Source organism: Nostocoides australiense Ben110, assembly GCF_001050535.1.
Lineage (GTDB): Bacteria > Actinomycetota > Actinomycetes > Actinomycetales > Dermatophilaceae > Nostocoides_A > Nostocoides_A australiense.
This window is the reverse complement of record NZ_HG764815.1, coordinates 2825079-2850289: the sequence shown is the minus strand read 5'-3', so window position 1 is coordinate 2850289 and position 25211 is coordinate 2825079. Positions and strand designations below refer to the sequence as shown.

The 25211-nt window shown below is 70.1% G+C and carries 25 protein-coding genes; 18 read left to right on the top strand and 7 right to left on the bottom strand.

Features of this window, described 5'->3' with window-relative positions; genetic code table 11:
• The 4 genes from BN11_RS13705 to BN11_RS25895 all read left to right on the top strand — a co-directional run.
• Positions 1-1095 (top strand): FtsX-like permease family protein (locus BN11_RS13705; protein ID WP_048698531.1); only part of this gene is annotated, 1095 nt, incomplete at its 5' end.
• On the top strand, positions 1092-2021 hold the full coding sequence (locus tag BN11_RS13700) for an ABC transporter ATP-binding protein (RefSeq protein WP_048698529.1): 930 nt from the start codon (positions 1092-1094) through the stop codon (positions 2019-2021). The genes BN11_RS13705 and BN11_RS13700, both read left to right, overlap by 4 nt.
• Entirely contained in the window at positions 2014-2859 is an 846-nt protein-coding gene (locus BN11_RS13695; RefSeq protein WP_083433758.1) for an ABC transporter ATP-binding protein, read from the top strand. The genes BN11_RS13700 and BN11_RS13695 overlap by 8 nt, the downstream gene beginning before the upstream one ends.
• Before the next feature lie 748 nt (positions 2860-3607).
• Positions 3608-3769: an ArsR/SmtB family transcription factor gene (locus BN11_RS25895; RefSeq protein WP_201329264.1), complete on the top strand. Its 162-nt coding sequence runs from the start codon at positions 3608-3610 to the stop codon at positions 3767-3769.
• 138 nt (positions 3770-3907) lie between these two features.
• Here the strand turns inward: BN11_RS25895 and BN11_RS13690 are convergent, their stop codons facing one another.
• A complete protein-coding gene (locus BN11_RS13690) occupies positions 3908-4384 on the bottom strand; it encodes a YybH family protein (protein ID WP_162213238.1) in 477 nt (158 codons plus the stop codon).
• Positions 4385-4535: 151 nt separating this feature from the next.
• Here BN11_RS13690 and BN11_RS13685 point away from each other — a divergent pair, with 151 nt between their 5' ends.
• Genes BN11_RS13685 through BN11_RS13675 form a run of 3 tightly spaced genes read left to right on the top strand, consistent with a single transcriptional unit; the run spans position 4536 to position 8036 of the window.
• Positions 4536-5531 carry an SGNH/GDSL hydrolase family protein gene (locus BN11_RS13685; RefSeq protein WP_048698525.1) on the top strand — a complete coding sequence of 332 codons (996 nt, stop codon included), beginning with the start codon at positions 4536-4538 and terminating at the stop codon, positions 5529-5531.
• Complete coding sequence (locus BN11_RS13680; RefSeq protein ID WP_048698523.1) at positions 5524-6612, top strand: hypothetical protein; 1089 nt, start codon at positions 5524-5526, stop codon at positions 6610-6612. The genes BN11_RS13685 and BN11_RS13680 overlap by 8 nt, the downstream gene beginning before the upstream one ends.
• Entirely contained in the window at positions 6612-8036 is a 1425-nt protein-coding gene (locus BN11_RS13675) for an aminotransferase class I/II-fold pyridoxal phosphate-dependent enzyme (RefSeq protein WP_048698521.1), read from the top strand. The genes BN11_RS13680 and BN11_RS13675 overlap by 1 nt, the downstream gene beginning before the upstream one ends.
• A gap of 52 nt (positions 8037-8088) precedes the next feature.
• Here BN11_RS13675 and BN11_RS13670 read toward each other — a convergent pair whose 3' ends face one another.
• Together BN11_RS13670 and BN11_RS13665 are read right to left on the bottom strand one after the other, a co-directional pair.
• Positions 8089-9117 (bottom strand): acyl-CoA dehydrogenase family protein, encoded by a 1029-nt coding sequence (locus BN11_RS13670; protein WP_048698519.1) that lies wholly within the window; start codon positions 9115-9117, stop codon positions 8089-8091.
• A gap of 6 nt (positions 9118-9123) precedes the next feature.
• Positions 9124-10305, bottom strand: a complete 1182-nt coding sequence (locus BN11_RS13665; protein WP_048698518.1) for an acyl-CoA dehydrogenase family protein — start codon at positions 10303-10305, stop codon at positions 9124-9126.
• 219 nt (positions 10306-10524) lie between these two features.
• On the opposite strand from BN11_RS13665, the gene BN11_RS13660 reads away from it, so the two are divergent.
• On the top strand, positions 10525-10929 hold the full coding sequence (locus BN11_RS13660) for an SRPBCC family protein (protein WP_407668004.1): 405 nt from the start codon (positions 10525-10527) through the stop codon (positions 10927-10929).
• A 50-nt stretch (positions 10930-10979) separates the two neighbouring features.
• Here the strand turns inward: BN11_RS13660 and BN11_RS13655 are convergent, their stop codons facing one another.
• Entirely contained in the window at positions 10980-11681 is a 702-nt protein-coding gene (locus BN11_RS13655; RefSeq protein ID WP_083433755.1) for a 3'-5' exonuclease, read from the bottom strand.
• A gap of 26 nt (positions 11682-11707) precedes the next feature.
• Positions 11708-13576 (bottom strand): DUF294 nucleotidyltransferase-like domain-containing protein, encoded by a 1869-nt coding sequence (locus BN11_RS13650; RefSeq protein ID WP_048698513.1) that lies wholly within the window; start codon positions 13574-13576, stop codon positions 11708-11710.
• Between the two features lie 135 nt (positions 13577-13711).
• On the opposite strand from BN11_RS13650, the gene BN11_RS21335 reads away from it, so the two are divergent.
• From BN11_RS21335 to crcB, 8 genes are all read left to right on the top strand, one after another.
• Positions 13712-14281: a TetR/AcrR family transcriptional regulator gene (locus tag BN11_RS21335; RefSeq protein ID WP_053084108.1), complete on the top strand. Its 570-nt coding sequence runs from the start codon at positions 13712-13714 to the stop codon at positions 14279-14281.
• A 5-nt stretch (positions 14282-14286) separates the two neighbouring features.
• Entirely contained in the window at positions 14287-16020 is a 1734-nt protein-coding gene (locus BN11_RS13640) for an ABC transporter ATP-binding protein (RefSeq protein ID WP_048698509.1), read from the top strand.
• A gap of 2 nt (positions 16021-16022) precedes the next feature.
• The gene (locus tag BN11_RS13635) at positions 16023-18035 is read left to right on the top strand and encodes an ABC transporter ATP-binding protein (RefSeq protein WP_048698507.1); all 2013 of its coding nucleotides are present in this window, start codon (positions 16023-16025) and stop codon (positions 18033-18035) included.
• Positions 18036-18183: 148 nt separating this feature from the next.
• A complete protein-coding gene (locus BN11_RS13630; RefSeq protein ID WP_053084107.1) occupies positions 18184-18897 on the top strand; it encodes a sensor histidine kinase in 714 nt (237 codons plus the stop codon).
• 10 nt (positions 18898-18907) lie between these two features.
• Complete coding sequence (locus tag BN11_RS13625; RefSeq protein WP_048698505.1) at positions 18908-19552, top strand: response regulator; 645 nt, start codon at positions 18908-18910, stop codon at positions 19550-19552.
• Positions 19553-19585: 33 nt separating this feature from the next.
• Positions 19586-20455, top strand: a complete 870-nt coding sequence (locus BN11_RS13620; protein ID WP_048698503.1) for an aminodeoxychorismate lyase — start codon at positions 19586-19588, stop codon at positions 20453-20455.
• A 25-nt stretch (positions 20456-20480) separates the two neighbouring features.
• The gene (locus BN11_RS13615; RefSeq protein ID WP_048698501.1) at positions 20481-20972 is read left to right on the top strand and encodes a fluoride efflux transporter FluC; all 492 of its coding nucleotides are present in this window, start codon (positions 20481-20483) and stop codon (positions 20970-20972) included.
• Positions 20969-21313: a fluoride efflux transporter CrcB gene (gene crcB, locus BN11_RS13610; RefSeq protein ID WP_048698498.1), complete on the top strand. Its 345-nt coding sequence runs from the start codon at positions 20969-20971 to the stop codon at positions 21311-21313. The genes BN11_RS13615 and crcB overlap by 4 nt, the downstream gene beginning before the upstream one ends.
• Positions 21314-21326: 13 nt before the next feature.
• On the opposite strand, the gene BN11_RS13605 is transcribed toward crcB, so the two are convergent.
• On the bottom strand, positions 21327-23243 hold the full coding sequence (locus tag BN11_RS13605) for a M3 family metallopeptidase (protein ID WP_048698496.1): 1917 nt from the start codon (positions 23241-23243) through the stop codon (positions 21327-21329).
• 124 nt (positions 23244-23367) lie between these two features.
• On the opposite strand from BN11_RS13605, the gene BN11_RS13600 reads away from it, so the two are divergent.
• Positions 23368-23622 (top strand): DUF6582 domain-containing protein, encoded by a 255-nt coding sequence (locus tag BN11_RS13600; protein WP_048698494.1) that lies wholly within the window; start codon positions 23368-23370, stop codon positions 23620-23622.
• A gap of 18 nt (positions 23623-23640) precedes the next feature.
• Positions 23641-24504, top strand: coding sequence for a sunset domain-containing protein (locus BN11_RS13595; protein WP_157044158.1), 864 nt, complete (start codon positions 23641-23643; stop codon positions 24502-24504).
• 51 nt (positions 24505-24555) lie between these two features.
• Here BN11_RS13595 and BN11_RS23850 read toward each other — a convergent pair.
• Positions 24556-25211, bottom strand: a 656-nt coding sequence (locus tag BN11_RS23850; RefSeq protein ID WP_048698491.1) for a hypothetical protein, incomplete at its 5' end; no start/stop codon positions are given.

Sequence of the window (25211 nt, the reverse complement as noted above, 5' to 3'; positions counted from 1 at the left end):
CTCACCGGGTTGGTCGTGGCGGCCACGGTGGCGACCTTCCTGGCGAGCCTCTCCGCGAGCATCGACCAGGGCCGGGCCGCCGCGGCATACCAAGCCACCGGCGCCGACCTGCGCGTCGATGCCGTCCGGGTCGATCCCGGTGATCTCGACGCTCTGCGGGCCGTCCCCGGGGTGAGGTCCGTGGTGCCCGCGCTGGTCTCGACGGGGGAGCGCGTGACCGGCCGCGCGGGGTCGGGAGTGCAGGCTGTCACCGTCATCGGGGTCGACGTGCCTGCGTATGCCGCGAGCCTGGCCGGCACGCCGCTCGCCTTCTCGCCGTCCGGCGCGGGCGGCAGCGTGGACGCGCTGACGGGTTTGACCAGCGAACCGCTGCGGCCGGGCACCAGCCTGCTGGAAGTGAGGGTGAACGGGGACTTCCGCAAGCTCACGACGACGCGGGTGGTGCCGGCGCTGCGGCGCGCCACCACCACCGCAACCACGGTCCCCGTCGTCATGCTGCCGTGGGCGGAACTCCTTGCAGGACAGCCCTATCTGCAGCCCAACACGGCCTTCGTCACCGGCACCCCCGAGGCCATGGCGCGGATCGCCGCCGACCCGCCGGTGGGACTCGCCGAGCGGGTGATCGACCGGCGTGCCCTCGCTGCCCATACGGCTGGGCAGGCCCTGCCCACGCTGGTGCGTGGACTGGGCATCGCGGGGTTCGCGCTGGCCGGCCTGTTCAGCGTCCTGGCCCTTGGTGTCACGCTCGCCCGCACCCGGCCCGAGCGGGTCGACGCGCTCATGCGGATGCGCGTCCTCGGGTTGCGGCGGCGCCGCGACTGGCTTCTCGGTGCCCTCGAGGTCGTCCCCGCAGCCTGCGCGGCCATCCTCGCCGGTGTCGCCATCGGGATCGTCCTGCCGGGGGTGATGGCCAAGGCCATCGATCTGGGGCCCTTCGTCGGGGGCACGCCCCACCCGCCTGTGCACACCTCCTGGCTGGGGGCTCTTCTGGTGGCAGCCGCCCTCCTTCTCCTCACCCTGCTCGCCGTCATCGTCGACGGCATCCGTACTCGTTCCCGATCGCTCGCCGCCCACCTGCGAGGAGACCACCGATGACCACTGCTGCCACGATCCCCTCCGCCGCGACCGGGCGGGAGGATCCGGAGATCCTCTGCGACAACCTCGTTCGCATCTTCAAGTCCGAAGGCGTGGAGGTCGTCGCCTTGCAGGGCCTCGACCTGACCGTGCGGCAGGGCGAGCTCATCGCGGTCGTCGGGGCGTCCGGGTCGGGCAAGTCGACGCTCCTCAACATCCTCTCCGGACTCGACATCCCCAGTGCCGGCGTGGCCCGGGTGGCCGGCTCGGACCTTCTCGCCATGTCCTCCCGGGACCGCGTGACCTATCGCCGCGAGACCGTCGGCTTCCTCTTCCAGCAAGCGACAGCCAATCTGCTGCCCTACCTGACCGCGAGCGAGAACATCGAGATGCCGATGGCGCTCGCGCGGATGCCGAAAGGTGAACGCCGGGACCGGTCCCGTGAGCTGCTGGAGCTGCTCGGCATACCGCAGGTCGCCGACCGCCCGCTCGCAGCGATGTCCGGCGGCCAGCAGCAGCGGGTCGCCCTGGCCGTCGCGCTCGCCAACGAGCCCCGGGTGCTGCTCGCGGACGAGCCCACGGGTGAGCTGGACCACCAGAGCTCGGAGGAGGTCTTCGCCGCGATCGAGCGAGCCAATGCGACCTATGGGACGACGGTCGTCGTGGTGACGCACGACCCACTGGTGAGTGAGCACGTGCAGCGGACGGTCGGCATCCGGGACGGGCGCACCTCCTCGGAAGTGTTGCGCCGCACCGCGATCGACGAGCACGGCGGCGAGTCGGTGATCGCCGAGGAGTATGCCGTCCTCGACCGGGCCGGTCGGTTGCAGCTGCCGCGGGAGTTCACCACCACCCTGGAGATGAAGGACCGGGTGCGCCTCGACCTGGAGAGCGACCACATCGGGGTCTGGCCGGACCGGCCGGGACGGGAGGCCGGCGATGAGTGAGGGTTACCGCGGACGGTATGGCCGCGAGGAGAGTTACAGCGACGACGTCATCTTCGGCGCGGACGCGAGTCGGAAGGATCCCCGGCCGCAGGATCCGGGGCCGCAGGAGGGGCCGGGCAGGCACACGCGGCCGGGTGCGCGCGGGTCAGCGGTGTCCTCCGGCCCGTTCGTGGAGGTCGAGACCGTCACGAAGACGTATGGCAGCGGCGAGACGGCGGTGACGGCGTTGCACGAGGTGTCGCTATCGGTCCCGCCGGGCGAGTTCCTCGCGATCCAGGGCCGGTCGGGCTCGGGCAAGACGACGCTGCTCAATGTGCTCGGCGGTCTGGACCGAGCCGACAGCGGGCGCATCCGGGTCGGCGGAGCCGACGTCACCGCGATGTCCGACGATGAGCTGCTCGCGCTCCGTCGCGATCAGGTCGCGTACATCTTCCAGGGGTTCGGATTGCTGCCGATCCTGACCGCCGCCGAGAACGTCGGGATCCCGTTGCGGCTGAAGGGAATCGACCCGACGGACCGGGAGGAGCGGGTGCGCGCGGCGCTGGCCCACGTCGGTCTGGAGCAGCATCCCAACCAGACACCCGCCGAACTGTCCGGTGGCCAGCAGCAGCGGGTGGCGATCGCCCGCGCCCTGGTCGGCGGGCCGGGGCTTCTGCTGGCGGACGAGCCCACCGGCCAGCTCGACTCGGCGACGGCTCGCGAGATCATGGACCTCATCGGCCGTCTGGTGCGCGAGACCGGCATGACCGCGATCGTCACCACCCACGACCCGATCCTGCTCAGCCTGGCCGACCGGGTCCTCGAGATCACCGACGGGCGGTTGGGGGAGTCGCCGTGAAGGTCCTCGACGTCGCAGTCGCGCCCCTGGCCTCCGCCCGCTTCCACATATCTCCGGTCAACCAGCTGATGGGACTGCTCCGGCTGGCAGCATCCGGCCGGCGGCACCCGACCCGGCGCGGCCCCGTGCGCGAAACCGTGCGTGCCCTCGCCACGGAGGACGGCGCGCTGCTGCGCGAACTGGTGCCACCCCGAGGCCGGGGGATTCTCCCCATCGTCGGTGTGGGTCCGCATCGCCACGTGGCGGGCCTAGCCGACGAACTGGAGGCCATCGCGGCGCAACCGCAGAGCCAGCTTGCGCGAGAGGTGGCATTGCTGACGCGTCCGGCGCCGCGCGTCATACGCAGCCTCGAGGCGGGCACCCTGGGACGTGATGCGGCCCGAGCCGTGCATCGAATCTGGCAGCTGACCTTGGCCGAGTCGTGGCCCGTTCTGGAGCGGGAGCTGCGGATGGAGACCGTCCGCCGGGCGAGCGCTGTCGGAGCCGTCGGCTGGGCGAGCACGATCGGTGCCCTGCACCCGAGCGTCTCGTGGCTCGCCGGCGAGCGCACGAGCATCGTGCTGGACAAACCCGTGCGGGTCCACGAGGCCATGGCGGCCGACGGCACGCTGACGTTGATCCCGTCGGCCTACCTCATCGACGAACCACTGCCCGCGACCACGGCATCTTCTATCCCCTCCCGGGGGACCCCGAGCGCCGAGCAGGCGGCGACGCCACGGCACGGCTGCTGGGCGCCACCCGGGCCCGCGTGCTCGACGGGCTGGCCGGCCCGATCACCACCAGCGGACTGGCCCGGCGCCTCGACCTGCCCCTCTCCACCGTCTCGACCCACCTGTCGGTCCTGCACGAGGCCGGCCTGGTCGACCGGCAGCGCGCCGGGCGCAGTGTCGTATCGGAGCGGGTGGGCTGAGCCGATCCGCTCGGGGATGACTCGTGTGGAGTGGCTCCGGCTGGGGTTCGGCCGCTCGAACTGGGCGCTGACGGTCTGGGTGACTCGGCTGCCGGCTTCCCGGTCACCGGCAGCCGAGCGCTCGTCCCGGGGGCCGGGTCAGCTGGCCAGTGGGGTGTTCTGGTCGGCGATGACGACCCAGCGGCCCTGTTTGAAGGTCCAGGTGAGCGCGAACATCGCGTGCGAGTCGGAGATGACATTTCCGGCGTCGTCGAGGTCCTGGTAGTGGTAGTCGACCAGCACCCACGCGGTCTTGCAGCCCTGGACGTTGGTGCGGATCACCTCGACGGGCTGGCGCCACGTGAGGTCGGCGAACCAGGCTTCGTGGAAGGCCATGAAGGCCTCCTTGCCGTCGCGGATGCGTCCGCTCGGGAAGATCAGGGTGACGGAGTCGTCGACGGTGGGCTCCAACGCCGCCAGGTCGCGATCGCCGATCGCGTTCAGGTGCTGGGCCAAGGTGGCCTCGAAGCTCTTGCAGCCCCGCGGCGCGTCACCGCTGGCTCCCAGGGCGACGGGCGTGACGGACAGTGCGAGCGCTCCTGCGCTCGCGGCGAGGGCGGTGCGGAAGCGGGTCATCGTCATCCTCCTGCTGTTTCGATGAGCGGACCCCCCGAGCCCACCACCGCGTGGGGCACGGCGCGAGCCTTTCCGCCTGGGCCGAAAGGTTCTCCGCCTGGACGCCTGCCCGGCGTTGCGTCGCAGAGAGTCGGCAGGCAGGGTTAGGGCCATGCGATATGTCGCGCTGGGAGATTCGTATGCCGCGGGCGTCGGGGGCGCCGCGCGCCGCAATGCGTGCTGGCGCGCCGATGACGGCTACCCCGTGCAGGTGGCCCGGCGGCTCGGTCTCGATGTCGCCTACAACGCGTGTCTCGGTGCCGTTGTCGCCGATGTCCTGGCCCACCAGGTGGCCCCGCTCGGGCCGGATACGACCCATGTATCGGTCACCGTGGGCGGCAACGACATCGGCTTCGTTCCCGTGCTCATCGCCGCCGCCGAACCGGGCTGGATGGCCAACTCCGATGTCAGCATCGATCACGCCCTGATCGCGATGCGGCAGGTGCTGCCGGGGCGTCTCGACCAGCTCTTCGCCGAGGTGACCGGTCGCGCGCCGAACGCGTATGTCGTGGCGACGGCATACCCGCGGCTCTTCAAAGGTGTCGACTGCAATCTCGCGACCTTCTTCTCACCACACGAGATGGAACGACTCAACGCCGCCGCCGACGAACTCGGTTCGGTCATCGCCGCTGCTGCCCGCCGGGCGGGCATCCGGTATGCCGGTGTCGGGACCCGGTTCGCCGGTCACGCTGTGTGCGACGACCCCGAATGGATCAACGGCGTCAGCTGGCCCGTCGAGGGATCGTTCCACCCGAACTCGTTGGGGCACAACGCATACGCCGACGTGGTCGCGTCCGCCCTGGCGGCCAAGGGGATCTCGCCCGAGGCCGGGGCTGCCGTGGAGATCGTCGAAGGTCCGTGCGTGCCCGGCTCGGCGCCGACCTTCTCCATCCCCGACCTGCTGAGCGCCCGGAGCCTCGACGGCGCCCGTGAGTACGGCCTGGATCCCGCCGAGGTGGAGCGCCTCGCCCGTCAGCTGTATGCCGGCCTGGATGCCGCCCAGGGTGCCCTGCGCCCCAGCGAGGAGACGTATGCCGCCGCGGCCCGGCTCGCCGAACTCGACGCCGTCGCGCGCGCCCGGCGCGGGGAAGTGCAGATGGATGGCTGAGGCCGGCGCTGACGAGGCGGGGGGGGGGCGGCTCGCCGCCGCCGTCGGGCGGCTGTATGCCGTCCCGCTGGCCGACTTCATGGCCACACGCACCTCGCTGGTCGCCCAGGCCAAGGCGGACAAGGACAAGGCGCTCGCCGCGCGCCTGGGGAAGCTGCGCAAACCGAGCGTCGCGGCCTGGACCCTCAACCAGCTCGTCCGGGCCCGGCCGGATCTGGTTGAGGAGATCGAGAGCGTCGGGGCGCAATTGCGTGCGGCACAAGCCAATCTGCACGGAACGGCCATCACGGCGCTGCGCCCTGCGCGCGACCAACTGATCGCCGATGTGCTCGCCGGCGCCGGCGAGATCAGCGCCGGCGGCGGCAGTTCGCTCAGCGGACCCGCCGCCGACGAGATCCGGGATTCGGTGATCGCGGCCCTGGCGAGTGCCGAGGCGTCCGAGGCGGTCACGTCGGGTGCCCTGACCCGGGCCCTGCACTATTCGGGGTTCGGTGAGGTGGACCTCGAGGACGCCGTCGTCGCCACCACGACCGGCCGGCTGCTACGCCTCATCCGCACGTCCGAGGTCGCGGACGACGAGCAACCGGGCGAGGCTCCGCCCGAGGCCGAGCCCGAGGGGGACGAGCCCGAGCCTGAGCCAAAGGAGGAGGAGCCCGAGCCCGAGCCTGAGGACGAGCCTGAGGAGGAGCCCGAGCCTGAGGATGAGCCTGAGGATGAGGATGAGGATGAGTCTGATGAGGAGCCCGAGCCCGAGGACGAGCCGGAGCCGGAGGATGAGCCCGAGGAGCAGGGGCCTGTGGAGGAGGGGGATCCGGAGGCCCTGATCGAGGAGGCGGCGCAGGCCTACGCGCAAGCCGCCGCGGAGGTCGCGCGCGCCAAGGCTGCGGTGCGAGAGAGCAGCGAACGTCTCGACGCGATCAAGGGCCGCATCGCCGAGCTCGGCGCGGAGCTGGCGCGTGCCGAGGCCGAGAGCGAGGAGTTGTTCGCCGCCGACGCCCAGGCACGGGAGGCAATGGCCGCCGCGGTCAAGACCCGGCAGGCCGCGGCCGAGTTGCTCGCCAAGCGCGAGGCCGACGGCTGATGCCCACCGACCCGCGCGGTCTGCGCTCCGAGGCGCCCCTCCTCGACGCGTGGTTGGCCTTCCAGGAGAACACCTCTCACGCCTTCACCATCCCGGGGCACAAGCACCGCATCGACCTGGTCGGCGACGTGATCGCCGGTGATGTGCCCCTCTATGCGGGGCTCGACACGATGAAGGTGACCGAGGGCACGCTCGCCGAGGCCGAACGACGCGCCGCCCGGCTCTGGGGCGCCGACCGGTGCCGGTTCTCGGTCGGCGGTTCGACCCACGGCAACCAGGCCCTCGCACTGGCCGTGGGCGTCCCGGGTGACCGCGTCGTGCTGACCCGGTCGGCGCACCGCTCGCTCGTCACCGCTCTCGTGCTCGCCGGGCTCGAGCCGGTCTGGGTGACCCCCGACGTTGACCCGCAGACCGGCCTGCCCCTGCCGATCGCCGTGGAGGCAGTCGAAACAGCCTGTGCTGCAGCAGATTCTCGACGCCTCGCCGGTGTCTTCCTGACCGATCCGGCGTATGTCGGCACCCACGGCGACATCGCCGCGTGGGCCGACGTCGCCCACGCCCACGACGTCCCGCTGATCATCGACGCGGCATGGGCCGCGCACTTCGGTTTCCATCCCGACCTGCCGCCACACGCTCTCGCCGCCGGTGCCGACGCGCTGGTGACGAGCGCGCACAAGGCGCTCACGGCATACAGTCAAGGTGCGCTGATCCTGGTGCGCGGCAACCGGATCGACGCGGATCGCCTCGAGGCCGCGGTCGAGGCGACACACACGACGAGTCCGGCCGGCTCCATCCTCGCGAGCATCGACGCCAGTCGCGCGCTCCTCGAACGCGACGGCGCCGAACTCGTGGGCGCGGTCCTCCGAGCCGTCCGTGCGACCCGGGACCGGCTGGCGGGCGTGCCGGGACTGCTCGTCCTCGACGGCCCGGGTGTCGACCCGCTCAAGTTGACTCTGGTGCTGAGCGGCACCGGCGCCGTCGGTGTCGCCGTCGAGAATCGTCTCCTGGACCGTGGCCGTCCGGTCGAGATGGCCGACCGCGACACCATCGTCGCGATGGTGACGCTCGCCGACACGGCCGAAGACCTGGAATCGTTGGCGGACAACATGATCGCTGCCATCGAGGCGGAGCGCGGCGAGCCGCACGAGCCGGCCGGGATGGCGGCATACCGTGTCGTTCCCGAACCGGTCCGCACTCCGCGCGAGGCCTTCTTCGCCCGGCGAGAGGTCGTCGAATCCGAGGCGGCGGTCGGTCGGGTGAGCGCCGAACTCATCGCGCCCTACCCGCCCGGCATACCCGTCCTCGCCCCCGGCGAGCGCATCACCCCGGCGGTCCTCACGGCCTTGCGCGAGGCGCAGACCTCCGGCGCCCGGATCGCCTACGCCTCCGACCCCACGCTGACGAGCGTCCTGGTGCTTCGTTGAGTCCGGCGTCCGGCGGGCGGTGACCGCCGAACGCCGGACCCAACGTGAGGGTTCAGCCGACCAGGTCGAGGGCCCCGTAGTCCTTGACTCGCGCGGCGAGCCGGCCCAGGTGGTAGCGGGTGTCTCCGAGGCTGTGCTCGATCTCGGTGAGGCGGGCGGTGTAATGGCCCACGGCGTATTCGGCGGTCATGCCGATGCCGCCGTGCAGCTGGATCGCCTCCTGGCCGATGTGCTTGCCGGCCTTGCCGGTGATGACCTTCATCCGCGAGATCGTCAGGTCGTCCTCGGGGTCCTCCGCCAGGCTCATCGCGCCGAAATAGATTGCGCTGCGGGCAAGTTCGAGCGAGGTATACATGTCCGCGGCGCGCTGGGTTAGGGTCTGGAACTTCATCAGCGGGACGCCGAACTGCTTGCGGCTCTTGAGATATTCGACCGTCAGGCCGAGCGCCGACTCCATCGCGCCGAGAGCCTCACCGGCGAGCACGAGCGTTCCGAGGTTGAGGGCCTGCCGCAGGTGGGCATCGCCGCCGACGTGGCGGGCGCTCTGCCCGGCGAGGTCGAGCCGCGCACCGTCGAAGGTCGGCGACTCGATCGCGTAGACGGCGATGCCGTCGTCGCCGCGGGCGGTGGTGACGACCGCCGGTGCGGCGGCAGCGAAGGGCACCGGCTCTCGGACGCCCTCCAGGGCGCTGCCGTCCGTGGTGACACGCGCCGGCTCGGGCGACCAGGCACGCATCGGCTCATAGAGGGCGGGCACAACGAGCCGGCTGCCCTCCATCGCGGCGCCGGCCAGCTCGTCCTGGCCGAGGAGGGTGACGGCCATCAGCGTGTCTGCGTATGCCGTCCGCGCACCCACGCGTCCCAGCTCGGCGGCCACGATCATCGCCTCGATGGGTCCGGCGCCCATGCCGCCGGCGTCCTCGGGGAAGGGCAGGCCGAGTGCGCCGAGTTCGGCGAGCGCCTGCCACATCTTCTCGTTGTGCACGGCGTCGCCGGGGACGGGTTCGGTGCGATTGCGGCCGATCGCGTCGCGGGCGGCCTCGCGCAGGGAGTCCTGCTCGTCGGTGAACTTGAAATCCATTGCTGCTCAGCCCTTCAGCCCGAGGATGCCACTGGAGATGACGCCGCGCTGGACCTCATTGGATCCGCCATAGATCGACGCCTTGCGGAAGTTGAGATAGACCGGGGTGGCGTTGTGCGCCCACTCCGGCACCTCGCTGCCGTCCGCGTCGCTCCACGCCAGGGAGGACGGACCGGCGATGTCGGCGATCAGCTCGAGGACGTCCTGCTGCAACTCGCTCCCGCGCAGCTTGAGGATGGAGGACGCCGGATCGGGCTTGCCGCCATGGGAGTTGGCGGCGACCCGCAACACGGTCAGCTCGAGCGCCGCGAGATCGCACTCCAACTCGGCGATACGGGCCGAGACCAGCGGGTCGTCGAGGAGAGTGCCGTCGCCGGCGGCGACGGACGCGGCATACTCCTTGGCGGACGCCAGCTTGCGCTTGATCCACCCGGTCGGGGCCACGCCGACGCGCTCGTTGCCGAGCAGGAACTTCGCATAGTCCCAACCCCGGTTTTCTTCTCCGACAAGCTGATCCGCGGGCACGCGGACATTCTCGAAGAAAACTTCGTTGACCTCGTGGCCCCCGTCGATGAGCTGGATCGGCCGCACCGTGACTCCAGGGGTCTTCATATCGATCAGCAGCATCGAGATGCCCTGCTGTTGCTTGGGGGCATTGGGATCGGTGCGCACGAGGTTGAAGATCCAGTCGGCGTGCTGGCCCAAGGTGGTCCACGTCTTCTGGCCGTTGACGACATACTCATCGCCGTCGCGGACGGCGGTCGTGCGCAGCGAGGCGAGGTCGGAGCCGGACTCCGGCTCGGAGAAGCCCTGGCACCACCAGATGTCGAGCGCGGCGGTCGGTGGGAGGAAGCGCTTCTTCATCTCCTCCGACCCGAAGGTGGCGATGACCGGGCCGATCATGTTCGCGTTGAACGGTAAGGGTGCGGGGACGTTCGCCAGCTGCATCTCGTCGAGCCAGATGTAGCGCTGCAGATCACTCCAGTCCTGGCCGCCCCACTCGACGGGCCACTGAGGGACGGCACACCCGTGCTCGTTGAGGATCTTGTGGGAGGTCGCGAGGTCCTCCTTGGTCAACTCCTCGCCCGCCGCGACCTTGTCGCGGATCTCCTGCGGGACCTTCGTGGTGAAGAATTCCCGCATTTCCTGGCGGAATTGCGCCTCCTCGGCGCTCAAGCCACGCTCCATCAGCTGCTCTCCGTCGTCATCGATCGGTCCGCCGGCGAGCGCCGGCCGCTTCCCCCTATTCAACAACGCGCGACTAAGCGACCGCTCAGCGCGGGGCTATGACGTTGGGCACGGCCGGCTGTTTCCCGCTGTCGGCTCCAAGGCGTAGGGTCGGAAAGCACAGGCCGGCACCGGCCGGCCTCCTGCCACCGATGGTGAAAGGACGTGGCATCGATGACGATGGACACCGTGAGCGAGGCACCCGCCGAGAAGGCCGATGCCGTGCGCGTCAGCCGGGTGCTCAACCACCCCGTCACGAGCGTCTGGGGCGCGCTGATGGCCCCCCATGGCGCCGAAGCCCTGCTGGGCGAGGGCGGCGAGCTCGGATCCAAGGGCGAGAGCTGGCACGCAGCCGACGGCACCTACGGCGTGACCCGCAGTTTCCATCCGATGGAGCAGATCCGCTTCAGCTGGCACGCTGACGCCGACGCTCCCGCCACCCTGGTCGACGTGCACCTGCGTCCCGAGGGCGAGCAGACCGACCTCGAGATCGTCCACGACCACCTCGACGAGGCTGCCGACCGCGACTGGCTCGCCGCGCACTGGGAGTCGGCCCTCGACCGCCTGGACTCGATGTCCATCTGATCTCCCGGCGAAGCCTGATCTTTCCGCGAAGCCGCCCCGGCACTGCGTCGCTACGGGGAGCTCGCGAGCCGGGCGAGCGTGACCGGGCGCGAACTGGTCGCCTCCAGCTCGGCCAGCTGGGCGAGATAGAGCTCGCCGCACGCGAGCGCATCCATCAAGGCGTCGTGGGCGCCGTACACCGGTAGGCCGAAGCGCGCCCGGGCGCTCCACAGCCGCAGCGCCCCGGGCGGCGGCTCGACGTGCGCCGGATAGGCGCGCTGGGCGAGGGCCAAGGTGTCGATGACGCGGACGGGCAGGTCGCAGCCGTATGCCGCGCGGCATACCGCCGAGAGGAAGCCGACCTCGATCGGGGCGTGGTGCGCGAGGAGGACGCGGCCGGTCAGTGCCGCGGCCACGAGGTCCAGTGCCTCCCGGGCGCTGACGCCCTCCGCGACCTGATCGTCGGTGAGCCCGTGAACGGTCGCGCTCGCGCCGACGCCCTCGTGGCCGTCGGGAGGGCGCACGTGGACCTGTCCGGCGCCGTCCAGGGTGATGGCCCGGCCGCTGACCGGGACGAATCCGACACTGAGGATGTGGTCCTTCGCCGGGTCGAGCCCGGTCGTCTCGACGTCGAGGGCCAGCAGGCGCAGGTGTGCGGCCGGGGTGGCGGGGTCGGGGAGCCCGGCTGCGGCATACGCCCCTACGGGGCCGCCGGCCTGGGCCAGCCGCGAGAGGCCCTTGGCTTCCCCGCGTCCCCGCCCGAACCACGCCATCAGTTCCCCCCGGTGAGCACGCCGGCTCAGCCGAGCTTCCCGGTGCCGTAGACGGTGCCGAGGGTCGACTGAGCCGAGCGGACGATCCCGAACGCCTCACGCAGGTGCCGCTTGTCGAAGGAGCTCAACTCGTCCGGGCTGATGTGGTTGTCGGGGGGTGTGCCCGCCTTGACCTGGGCGGCCTGGTGACTCATCCGGACATACGAGATGAACTCGAAGGCATCCCGCAGGTCCGCTCCCCGCGCGGCACCCATGACCTTCGCCGCCACGGCACCGGCGATGCGTTCGTCGGTGTTGCGAGCCGGCAGTCCGAGTGCCAGAGCGTGGACCCGGGCGAGGTCGACGACCGCGCCGACGCCGCCGCGCTTGATGTCCAGGGTGTGGGCGTGCTCGCCCTCCTTTTCGAGGACGAACCCGCGGAAGAACCCGACCGGCGGCTCGTTGGCGACCGCCGCACCGGCCAGGTGGGAGAGGAATCGCTTCGACGACGGCGCCTGCGAGCGCACGAGGTCGTCCAGCTCGGCATACAGCTGCGCGTCCCCGGCGACCGGGCGCATGTCGAAGAAGATGCTCGCGCGCAGGATGGCGTCCGGGACCGGCGCATTCAGCCACTCGCCGAAGACGTGTTTCCACTCGCGCAGGGTGATGCGCCACTTCGGGTTCGTCGCCATGACGTCGCCGGGGCAGCGCGGGTAGCCGGCTTCGACGAGCCAGCCCGTCACGAGTTCCGCGAACTGGGCGAAGTAGTCCAGGTCGGCCGGCTGTGCGGCATCGTCGATGATCAGCGCATTGTCCTGATCGGCCGCAAGTGCCTGCTCCATGCGGGCGCGCGAGCCGAGCGTGACCCAGCAATAGGGGACCGGCGGGGCGCCGAGGCGTTCCTCGGCCAGGGCGATGAGCCGGCGCTCGACCGCGTCGCCGACGGAGGTGACGATCCGGCCCATGTCTGCGGCGCTGGCGTCTTGTGCCACAAGGGATTCCACGACCCGCGGCAAGCGAGCCGCCGCGGCGGCCACGCCGGCGGAGTCCTTCTGCTTGGCGATGTCCCCGGCGATATAGACCGGGTTGGCCTGCTCCAGGCGCATCAGGTCGGTGGTCGTGACCACGCCGATGACCTGGTCGCCGTCCATCAGCGGCAGGTGGTGGATATTGCGCGCCACCATCTCGAGCATCGCCTCGAACGCCAAGCCGTCCGCGCGGGCGGTGACCGGGTTGGCGGACATGACGTCGGCGAGCGGTGTGGTGCCGTCCCGGCCGGCGGCCAGCACCCGGTTGCGCAGGTCCCGGTCGGTGATGATGCCCGCCAGCCGTTCGCCGTCCATCACGAGCAGGGAGGAGACGCCGGCGTCGGACATCACCTGCGCCGCCTCACGCACATTCGCGCGCACCGACACGGTGATGGGTGCCTTGCGCGCGAGTTCGGACATCCGCGTCTTGAGGATCGCGCCCCCCGAGGCGCTCGCCTGCTTGGCCGCGACCGCCCCGGCCATCCGGCGGGTGCGCTGGGCGTCGAAGAACTCGCCGAACTCGCGATGGTCGTTGCACAACTCGGCGAAGGTCGCCGCCCCCATCGCGAGGGTGAGGGTGTCCTCGATGGCGACGACGCTGAACGTCGACGGGTTGCCGCCGAGGAGAGTGGTGGAGCCGAAGCAGTCGCCGACCTCGCCGCGGTCGACGAGCGTCCCGATGGCATCGCGCATGTCCACAGCCCCGGAACGCACGACATACAGGTGCACGCTGTCGCGTCCGGGCGTCATGATCGCCGTCCCGCGGCGGTGGTACTCGACCGTCAGCCGGGGCACCAGCCGGGTCAGCGCCTCCTGCGGAAGATCGGCAAAGGGTTCCTGGGCCGCCAGGAAGTCCCGAATCTCCGCCAACTCGACATCGAGTGCCATGGGGCCAATCGTGCCGTGTGCGCTGTTGGTGCACCGAGGAGGGTATGCGGCGCGGTCGCCGGATGGTGCCCGCTGCGCGCCAAGTGGCGCGAGCCAGGAGTTGTGAGTGAGTGCTCACTCACTTATCATCATCGGGTGACCCCGCGCGCGCCGGCTCTGGCCCCCGACGATCGGCGGGCCGCCATCGTCGCGGCCACGCTGCCCCTGGTGCTCGCCGAGGGCCGGGCGGTGACCACCCGGCAGATCGCCGAGGCCGCCGGTGTGGCCGAAGGCACGATCTTCCGGGTCTTCGCGACCAAGGACGACGTCATCGACGCCGTCTTCGAGGCGGCCTTGGACATGGAGCCGTTCATCGCCGCGCTGGAGGCACTGCCATCGCCGGCGAGTCTGGACGAGGCCGTGCACTGGCTCGCCCAGGCGCAGCTCGAGCGGTTCGCCCAGGTCTTCTCGCTGATGACCGTGCTCGGCATCCACGGCCCGCCGAAACACCAACCGCGCCCCGAGTGGATCGCCCGCCTCGCGGCCGCGCAAATGGAGGTGCTGGCCCCCTTTGCCGAGGAGTTGACCCTCCCCCCGCGTGAGGTGGTGCGCTATATCCGGCTTCTCGCGTTCGCCGGAGGCAACTCGCACATCACCGACGGCGAACTGCTCACGGCCGCCGGCATCACGACCCTCGTCCTCGACGGCTCCCGAAAGAAAGGCTGACCCACATGCTGTGGAGACTGATCCGCACCCACCTGGGTCCGTATGCCGGTGCGGTCGCCGCCATCCTCACCTTGCAGCTGGTCTCGACCGCGACCACGCTCTATCTTCCTTCGCTCAACGGCCAGATCATCGATGACGGTGTGGCACTAGGGGATACCGGCGAGATCATGCGCCTCGGCGCGATCATGCTCGCCGTCTCGCTCGTCAACATCCTGTCCACGGTCGCCATCGCGCGACAGGCATCGGCCACCTCGGCGGGGATGGCCAGCGATCTGCGTCGGGAGGTCTTCGGTCGCGTGACGAGCTTCTCGGCCCAGGAGGTCTCGCGCTTCGGCGCCCCCACACTGATCTCCCGCAACACCAACGACGTCCAGCAGGTTCAGTTGGTCGTCAACATGGGCCTGATGTTCATGATGTCGATTCCGATCATGATGATCGGCGGCATCTTCATGGCGCTGCGCGAGGACGTCGGGCTGTCCTGGCTCGTCGCGGTCTCGGTGCCCCTGCTCGGCATCATCGTCGGCTCCATCGTCGTGAAGATGCTGCCGTGGTTCCGGCGGATGCAGGAGAGCGTCGACGCCGTGAACCGCATTCTGCGCGAACAGATCACCGGCATCCGGGTGGTCCGTGCCTTCGTCCGCGAAGACGTCGAGGAGAAACGCTTCGACGACGCGAACACCACCTACACCGGCACGGCCGTCGCCGTCGGCAAACTCTTCTCCTCCGTCTTCCCGCTCGTGATGTTCGTCTTCAACCTGGCGTCGGTGGCGGTGTGGTGGTTCGGTGCCAAGCGGGTGGACGCCGGCCAGATGGAGGTCGGCGCCGTCACGGCGTTCATGCAGTACCTCATGCAGATCCTCATGTCGGTGATGTTCGCGACGATGATGTCGATGATGATCCCGCGGGCGTCCGTCTCGGCGGGACGCATCACCGAGGTGCTGCAGACTCCGTCGAGCGTGATCGACACGCCGGACGCGCCGGGCCTCGAGGACGGGCGGCTGCCGGTCCGGTTCGACATGGTCGACTTCTCCTATCCGGGCGCCGAACAGCCTGTGCTGCACGACATCACCTTCCAGGCGAACCCGGGCCAGACGACGGCCATCATCGGCTCGACCGGCTCCGGCAAGACGACACTCGTCGACCTGATTCCCCGCCTCTATGACGTCACCGACGGATCGGTCCGCATCGGTGACCGGGACGTGCGGGAGGTCCCTCTCGAGGACCTCTGGCGGCACCTGGGTCTCGTCCCGCAGCGGCCCTTCCTGTTCTCCGGCACCGTCGCGAGCAACCTGCGCTACGGCGACGAGGAGGCCACCGACGAGCAACTGTGGGAGGCCCTGCGCATCGCCCAGGCGGAGGACTTCGTCTCGGCCATGCCCGGCGGCCTGGACGCCCCGATCAGCCAGGGCGGCACGAATGTCAGTGGCGGACAACGCCAACGGCTCGCCATCGCCCGCGCCCTCGTGCGCCGGCCGGCGGTCTATCTCTTCGACGACGCCTTTTCCGCCCTCGACGTCGCAACCGACGCACGCCTACGCGCGGCGCTGCGACCGCATACCCGCGACGCAACCGTGATCATCGTCGCCCAGCGCGTGTCCTCGATCATGCACGCCGACCAGATCATCGTCCTCGACGACGGCCGCGTCGTCGGTATCGGCGGGCACGAGCAGCTGCTCGCCTCCTGCCCGACTTACGCCGAAATCGTTGCCTCCCAGGCACTCACCGAGGAGGCAGCATAGCCATGGCTGACCGCATACTCACCGAAGAGGAGAAGGCCGCGGAGCAGCGTCGCGGCGCCGCTGGGTCCGCGCAGCGCAGCGGGCCCCCGCACATGCGGATGGGCCAGCCCGGTGAGAAGTCCCGGAACTTCGGGCCGTCGGCGCGCCGGCTGATCGGCTTCATGGGCCGCGACAAGCCGCTACTGTGGCTCGCCCTGGCCTTCGCGCTCGTGTCCGTCATCCTCAACGCGCTCGGCCCCAAGATCCTCGGCCGCGCCACCGACTACGTCTTCTCCGGCGCCGTGGGCCGGGTGCTCCCGGACGGCATGACGGTCGAGCAGGCCGTGGCGTTTCTGCGCGCGCAGGGCAAGGATCAGGTGGCCGACATGGTGTCGGGCATGAAGTACCTCGTCCCGGGGCAGGGTGTCGATTTCACGGCCCTCGGCCGGATCCTCTTGATCGTGCTCGCCCTGTATGCCGTGGCGAGCCTGCTTTCGTGGGTGCAGGCCCGGATCATCGTGCGTGTCGTCAACGGCGCGGTCTACCGGCTCCGGCGGGACGTCGAGGAGAAGCTGAGCCGGCTGCCCTTGTCCTACTTCGATTCTCAGCCGCGCGGTGAGTTGCTCTCGCGGGTGACGAATGACGTCGACAACATCGGCCAGTCGCTGCAGCAGACCCTCAGCCAGCTCGTGACCAGCTTTCTGACGGTCATGGCCATGCTCGTCATGATGCTCTGGGTCTCCCCGCTGCTGGCCATCATCGCGCTGGTGACGATCCCGGTCTCCATCGGTATCACCGCCGTCATCGGCAAGCGCAGCCAGGCGCACTTCGTGCAGCAGTGGAAGTCCACCGGTGAGGTCAACACGATCGTCGAGGAGACCTTCACCGGCCACGGCCTGGTCAAGGTCTTCAACCGTGGCGCCCAGGCGAGCGCCGACTTCGGCGTCAAGAACGAGGAGTTGCGCAAGGCCACTTTCGGGGCGCAGTTCGTCTCCGGCCTGATCATGCCGATGATGATGTTCGTCGGGAACCTCAACTACGTCATCGTCGCCGTCGTCGGCGGGCTTCGCGTAGCCCACGGGCAGATGAGCATCGGTGACGTCCAGGCGTTCATCCAGTACTCCCGCCAGTTCACCCAGCCGCTGACGCAGGTGGCCTCAATGGCCAACCTCATGCAGAGCGGTGTCGCCTCTGCCGAGCGGGTCTTCGAGGTGCTCGACGCGCCGGAACAGATCGCGGACGCCGCGGACGCCGTCCACGTCGAGGACCCGCACGGCCGGGTCGCGTTCGAGGACGTCTCCTTCTCCTACACCCCCGACCGCCCGCTCATCGAGCACCTCGATCTCGTGGTCGAGCCGGGGCAGACGGTGGCGATCGTCGGCCCGACCGGTGCCGGCAAGACCACGCTGGTCAACCTGATCATGCGCTTCTACGAGTTGAACGGCGGGCGGATCACGCTGGACGGCATCGATATCGCGTCGATGCGCCGCGCCGACCTGCGTGGTGAGATCGGCATGGTCCTGCAGGACACCTGGCTCTTCGAGGGCACGATTCGCGAGAACATCGCCTACGGCAAACCCGGCGCCTCCGACGCCGAGGTTCGGGCGGCCGCCGAGGCGACTTTCGTCGACCGGTTCGTGCACTCGCTGCCTGATGGCTATGAGACCAAGCTCGACTCCGAGGCGGGCAATATCAGCGCCGGGGAGAAGCAGCTCCTGACGATCGCCCGGGCGTTCATCTCCGACCCGGCCCTGCTGATCCTCGACGAGGCCACCTCCTCGGTCGACACCCGCACCGAACTCCTGGTCCAGCACGCCATGCAGGCCCTGCGCCAGGACCGCACGAGCTTCGTCATCGCCCATCGGCTCTCGACGATCCGCGACGCCGACCTGATCCTCGTCATGGAGGACGGCCGCATCGTCGAGCAGGGTTCGCACGCCGACCTGCTGGCTGCCGGCGGCGCCTTCGCCCGCCTGTATGCCGCCCAGTTCGCCGGCGCTCCCGACGCCGAGGACGCGGCTGCGCCCATCCCCTGACGGACGCTTGCTCGCGTCCGGATGCGCCTGCGTCATGCGCTTCGTCACGCGGCGGAAACAGCGGCCGGGACAAGGTCCCTCGCGCCCCGGATCGGGCCCAGGCACCGAGACGCGCCTGGTCGAGACCGTCGCGCGTCACGCTGCTCGGGTGGCAGAGGCCTATCTGCTGTCGCTCGATGTCCAGGGGGCTCGCGAACGACTGGTGTCGGCGCGTGAGGAGGAGCGCGTGCGCCTGCGCAATGACCTGCATGACGGGCTCGGGCCGCTGCTGGTCGGCGCCCGGATGCAACTGGCGGCCGCAGCTCGGGCGGGCAGCGACGCTCGCCGTGCGGATCTGGTCGCAGGTGCCTCGGCTGACCTCGGCACAGCGAGCACCACGGTGCGCGAACTCATCGACGGACTGCGTCCCGCGGCCCTCGACGGCGGCCTCGTCACGGCTTTGGAGGACGCCGCACACGGGCTCCTTCCGGACTGCGAGGTCGTTCTCGACGCGCCGGCCGAGCTGGCGCCCATGCCGCCGGCCGTCGAGATTGCCGCCTACCGCATCGTCACCGAGGCGGTGACGAACGTGGCTCGGCACGCGGTCGGCGTCACCCGGTGCACCGTGTCCGTCCGGGCGGCACAACACCTGGTGCTCCTGGTCGGGGACGACGGCCCGGGTGTTCAGGCCGGCCCGGGGGCCGGGGTGGGATTGGTGAGCATGCGGGCCCGGGCCGAGGAACTTGGTGGGTCGTGCGAGATCTCCGGCACACCCGAGGGCACCACAGTGCGGGTGGTGCTGCCGCTCTCAGCCAGCCCGCGCGCCGCGCAGCCCCGCACTAGCCGGGACGTTGTCCCGGTCGATGGGCCCACGATCGGGTGAGGCTGTACTCGTGACCGCCTCGCCTGATCCGCACCGTTTGACGCTCGTCGTCGACGACCATCCCGTGGTCCGCCGCGGGCTGGTGGCCCTGCTGACGGGGGAAAGCTGGGCCGGAGAGATCCGCGAGGCGGCCACGGTCGGCGACGCGCTGACGATCATCCACAGCGCGTCGCCGACCTTTGCCGTCGTCGATCTGAAACTCCCCGACGGCATCGGGACCAGCGTCATCAAGGCCCTCACTTCATACGCCCCCGGCTGTCGTTCGGTCGTCTTGACGATGGATGGCGACGCGCGTCTGGTGCGCGCGGCCCTCGACGCCGGGGCGACCGGCTACCTGCTCAAGGACACCCCGCCCGAAGACCTGGTCGCCGCGCTGCGCACCGTCGCGGACGGCGGGGTGGTGTTGGGGGAGCAACTCGGGGTCGCTCGGACGGATCGGGGCATGACCGGCGGACCGTTTCGGCAACTCTCGCCGCGGGAGGTGCGGATCGCCCTGCTCGTCGCCACCGGCGCGACCAATTCGCAGATCGCAGATCGTCTCGGCATCTCGGACAAGACCGTGCGCAATCAGGTGTCGGCGATCACGACGAAGCTGGACGCGACCGGGCGGGTCGGCATCGCCAATCTGGCCCGGGAGAACGGCCTGCTGACCTAGTCACGCCACGAAGGCCCGCGAGACAATTACGCGATGAGCGCTCATCTCGTGGCGGTTCTGGGCCGCGGTGTCGTGGGTGCGGACGAACCGGTGGTCACCGTCGACGACCTCGGATTCGCCCGCGGGGACGGCTGTTTCGACTCGGCGCGTGTGCTCACCGACACCGACGGGGCAGCGCGGGTCGTCAACTTAAGCGAGCACCTCGACCGGCTCGACGCCTCCGCCGCCGCGCTCGACATCGCCGGTCCGACACGGGACGCATGGGAGGCCCTCGTCGCGGAGGCGCTGGTCGCGTGGCACGGGTCCGGCGAGGCCGTCCTCAAGCTCGTGCTGACCCGCGGCCGCGAGTGGGCTCCCAACGCCGGGCCGTTGGCCCTGCTGTCGATCACCGAGAAGCCGGCCAGGCCCCGAGGCCGGGTCCCCCGCGCCCTGCGCGCGGTGACGCTGACCAGTGGCCGGCCCTCGGATGCCTTCAAGGACGCGCCCTGGCTGCTGGGTGGCGTCAAGACAATGTCCTATGTCGGCAATGTCGCCGCGGCGCGAGAGGCCAAGCGGCGCGGCGCCGATGACGCCATCTTCGTCAGCACCGACCGGTTCGCCATGGACGGCCCGACAGCGGGGCTCATCGTTGTCACCGATGGCGTCATGCGCACTCCGCCGACCGGTGACACCGGCATCCTCGCCAGCGTCACCGTCGACGAGATCCTCGCTGCCGCAGCCGAATCCGGGATGCCTGTCCGCGTCGAACTCGTCCCCGCCGGCGACCTGCTGACCGCCGACGGCGTCTGGCTCGTCTCCTCAGGCCGTGGCCCTTCGCCGATCGTCGAGGTCGACGGTAGCCCCATCCGGGTCGACGAGGAGTTGGCCGAGCGAGTGGCCGCGATGGCCGGCTTCGGCGGCTGACACCACCGCTTGGCAGGATGGTCGTATGCCGTCCGCCCGCCGTCGCTACCCATCGCTCGCCGGCGACATCCTGGCGGCGATCGCGGCCGGCGGAGCGCTGGGGGCCGTCGCGCGGTATGCCGTGGCTTCCTGGGACGGGTTGACGCGCGCGGTCGACGTCGGCTGGGGCGGAGTCTCCGATGCGGTCCTCATCGTCAACGCCGTGGGGTCGTTTCTCATGGGACTGCTCGTGTGCTTCGTCGTGCGACGGCCGGCGCATCGGCTGCTGCGCCCCTTCCTCGGCACCGGTTTCCTCGGTGGTTTCACCACCTTCTCCACCTTCGCCTACGACACGCGTGCGCTCTGGACGTCGGGCGAAAGCCTCGCTGCCGCAAGCTATCTCGTCCTGACACCCGTCTCTGCGATCGGCGCCTGCTGGCTCGGTGTGCAGGCGATGCACCGCATCCTCGGCTGGCCGCTCCCGCGTGAGGACGAGGCCGGCGACCTGCCCACACCTGCCGAGGAGGGCACAGCGTGACCGTCCTCCTCGTCGCCATCGGGGGCGCAGTCGGCGCATTGGGCCGCTACCTGACCGACCGGGTCGTCGCCCGCGTGGCCGGCCGCGGCTTCCCATGGGGCACCCTTGTCGTCAATGTCGCCGGGAGCTTCCTCCTCGGCCTGATCCTCGGTCGCACCGAGGGTCATCTCGCAGCCCTGCTCGGCACCGGATTCTGTGGCGCCCTGACGACCTACAGCACGTTCAGCAGCGAGACCGTCGGCCTCCTCGATGAGCGGGCGGGCGGCCGGGCCGTCGGCAACGTCGTGATCAGCATCGCCCTCGGGCTGGCCGCCTGCGTCCTGGGCGCTGCCCTGGCCTAGGCGACCTGTGGCTTCAGCGGGCGAGCCATTCCCCGAAGGTGTCGAAGGAATACGGCTGGCCGAGGAAGTCGGCGACCAGGTCGGCCGCATCCGCGCGGCCGCCTTGTGCCAGAACGCGATCGCGGTAGCGTTCGGCAACTTTGGGGTCGAAGAGATTTGTCCCGTCGAAGGCGCTGAACATGTCTTTGGCGATGACCAGGCTCCACATATAGGTGTAGTAGCCCGACCCGTAGCCGTCGAGGTGGCCGAACGCGGCCTGGAAGTGGGTATCGGGCAGTTGGGCGAGCAGGTCATATCGCTCCTGCAACTCGGCGACGTACGCCGTATGGTCGGCGGGTCGATCGCGGTGCAGCCCAAGGGAAGTCGCCGCATAGAACATCTGCGTCCGCGCGTGCCGGCCCTTGCCGAACTCGTGCGCCGCGACCATCTTGGCCACCAGCTCCCCGGGGATCGCCACCCCGTCCGCGTCGGTCGCGAACGATCGCAGCACGTTGGCATCCCAGGCCCATTCCTCGAGCATCTGCGAGGGCGCCTCGACGAAATCCCATTCCGTCGCAACGCCACTGAAGCGCACCCACCGCTGTGCGCCACCCAGCACGTGATGGACCAGGTGCCCGAACTCGTGGAACAGCGTCACCACATCCGTGTGCTCCATGAGCCCAGTCGGGAAGTTGCATACCAGCGCCCCCTCCGGCAGATCCCGGCCGGCCACCCCGCTGACCAGCCCGAACTGCGCCGCGTGCTTAAACTTCCCCTCGCGCGGGTGCAGGTCGAGATAGATCCGCCCGATCATCTCGTCGCCGCGCAGCACGTCGTACGCCGTGACCGCCTCGTGCCAGACCGGCGCGTCGTCGCGCGGCCGGTAACTCACGCCGAAGAGCCGGCCCGTCACGTCCAACAAGCCGGCGCTCACCTTGGCGAAGTCGAAGTAGCGACGCACCTCCTGGGCATCCACCTCGTAGTCTTCGCGACGCACCAGTTCGCTGTAGTAGGCGTTGTCGGCCGCGGTCAGCGCCTCGATGCCGGGATCGTCCTGCCGGGCGCGCGCCAGCAGCACTGCGAGATCGCGCCGACCCGGCGCGTCGGCAAGGTCCGTGATGCGCTCGATGAATTCGCCGATCGCCTCCCCGGTGCCGATCATCTTGACCTCGGCGTCGTATGCGGCCCAGTCGGGATACCCGAGGAGCGTCGCCATTTCGTGGCGCAGGTCCAGGATCTCGTGCAGCACCGGGTCGTTGTCCGGCCAGCCCCGGTTGAGAAAGGCCGTATGGAGTTCCCGCCGCGCCGCCCCGTCGTGTGCGAACGTGGTGAAGGGGATGAGGTCGGGATAATCGGTCGTGATCGCCACCAATCCGTCGTCGCCGGGCGGGTGAGCGTCGACGTAGTCCTTGGGCAGGCCGTCCAGACGCTCAGGAGCGATCCGGATGGTCCGCACATCGTCGCGGATGATGCGCGAGAAGTCTTGTCCGAGAACGGTCAGGCGCTCGTCGATCGCCTTGAGCCGGTCACGGGTCGCGTCGTCGCGGTCGACGCCGGAGCGCCGGAAGTCACGCAACACCTTCGCGAGCAGCCGAGCCGCTTCGGGATCCAGTCCACCGCCGTCGACCGCGGCGAAGACCGCATACAGCTCCTTGTCCAAAGACAGCTCTGACCCGAACTTGGCCAGCTCTTGCAGCGCGGCCTCGGACCTCGTGCGGACTTCCACCTCCGGATGCACCTGCGCGAGCAACCCCGCGACCCCGCCCGCCGTCGACACGGCGATGGACGAGTCGTTCCAGCGATCCAGCACCTCATGGGCGGATCGCGGTGCCCCGTCCTTCAGGCCGGTGGCGATCCGGCGCGCATCGGCGAGACCGCACTCGACCAAGTCGTCGACGAACTGAGCCCAGTCGCCATGCGGCCCGGGCAGCTCGAGAGGTTGCATCGGCATGGACACAACCTAAGCCGAGGGGGCTGCCGGCAGGGCCGAGCTGTGGCGACCCACGTGCTCGAGGCGGTCAATTCGCCGGGTCACAAGAGGCCTGTGACGGTGCTCACGGCCCTACCGTCGGTGTGTGAGCAACCACATCTCCCGTCGGGACGACGTCAACCCCCGCGATGGGGAACGCGAACACGGCGATGTCACGTTCGCCGACCCAACGAACAAGAAGTACCCCATCGACTCCGAGGAGCATGTCCGTGCGGCGTGGTCCTACATCAACAAGCAGGCCAACGCGGACAAGTACGACGCCGACGAGGTCGAGACCATCAAGGGCCGCATCAAGCGGGCCGCCAACAAGTACGACATCGAGATATCCGACGATCACTGACAAGGGTGGGTGACGGTCATGACCTCCATCGATGACACGAGCGGCAACGAGCCGTTGGGCACCGGCGAGCTATCAGGCGCCACCGCATACTCCGCGGAACCCCCGGCGGGCGGCGACAACGTCGCGCGCGAGGGTGTCGACGGCCCAGCCGGGACGCCGGACAGCGATCCCCGAGCCGGAGATGCCACCCTCGCAAACGACGCGCACGAGCGCACCGAGCGCGCGCTCGATGACCTCGATCGGCAGGCGGACGACGAGACCGCGAACTCCGGCACCCCGGCACTCGGGTCCAGCAACAACACTGAAGTGTTTAACGACGCCGAGGGCGCGCCGGGAACCCCGCCCCCCGACGCGGCACAGACCCCGGCCCCCTCCGACGAGCAGCGCGACGAACGGCGCGAAGATCGGGATGGCGGCGGCGACCCCGGCGAGGCCGGGCACGAGCTACCCGGCGAGGGCGGCAACCGGCTCTCCCCGGAGGAGTTCGCCGCGGAGCACGACCCGGCCAATCACGATATCGCCGCCGGCGGGGAGTTCCGGCAGGCCGGCGACTGGACCGCCGACGATGCCGGCGGCCCCCAGGTATGGGACGCCGAGGGCACTTTGGTCACCGAGGGCGAGAACGCCGAGCAGCAGTCCGCCGCCGGTGCCGCCGACCGGCGGGTATCGCAGTTCGAGGAGGTGGTCGACGGCGGCTATAGCGTCGGCTCGGCCGCGCCGATCCACGATGACGCCATGCCGCTCGGGCACCCCGTCATGGCGTGGGAGGACACCAAAACCTATGTGACAGAAGGGCATCCAGCATACGGCTCAGCGGAGCCGCACGTCTGGTTCACCGACGGTGAGGCGGCCGAGGCGGCGGGTTTCCGGCACGTGGACTGAGCCGTTGCCCGGTCCACGCGGCATACGACGCGCCGAAGCCCGAGGTGTGGTTCACCGACGTGGAGCCGGTGGCTGCCGCGGGCTTCGCGCAGGCCTCCTGGGGGTGACGGACGCGGGCCGGCAGGCCGACCGGGACGCCACCACCAGCGCGATCCATACGAGCACGGCCGCGAGCGGAGCCATGTCGCGGCGCCACATCAGCGTCACCTCTTCGACGCCCGGCGTCATCCCGACCACCCGGCCGGGCACATAGGCGAGCGCCAGGATCAGGCTGCGCACGATCCATACCCGCTCCAGCAGACCGGCCGCCGCGACCACGGGCAGCAGTGCCCACACGAGTTGGTCGTACCACGGCAGCACATAGGGCGCGCCGGCCGCATACCCGATCGACAGCGCCAGCGCGAGCATCACGGGCGTGTCCACCTCGCACGCCTGCGTGCAAAGCACGCGCCAAGCCAGCCAGGCCAGCGCGAGACAGGTCAGGCCCGCGAGGACGAACAGCAGGGAGCGCCACGTCGCATCCGGCAACTGCCCCCCGAACCATTCGTAGATCTTGCGCCACGGGGTGGCGAGGGAGATCGAGCGCCGCGAACGCCCGAGCTGGTCGTATGCCCGCGCGCCCGCCCACAGGTGCAGAGGCACCGCGGCGAGCGCCGCGCCTGCCGCGAGGGTCAGGACGCGGGTGGCCGCTCGGCGACGCTCGATCA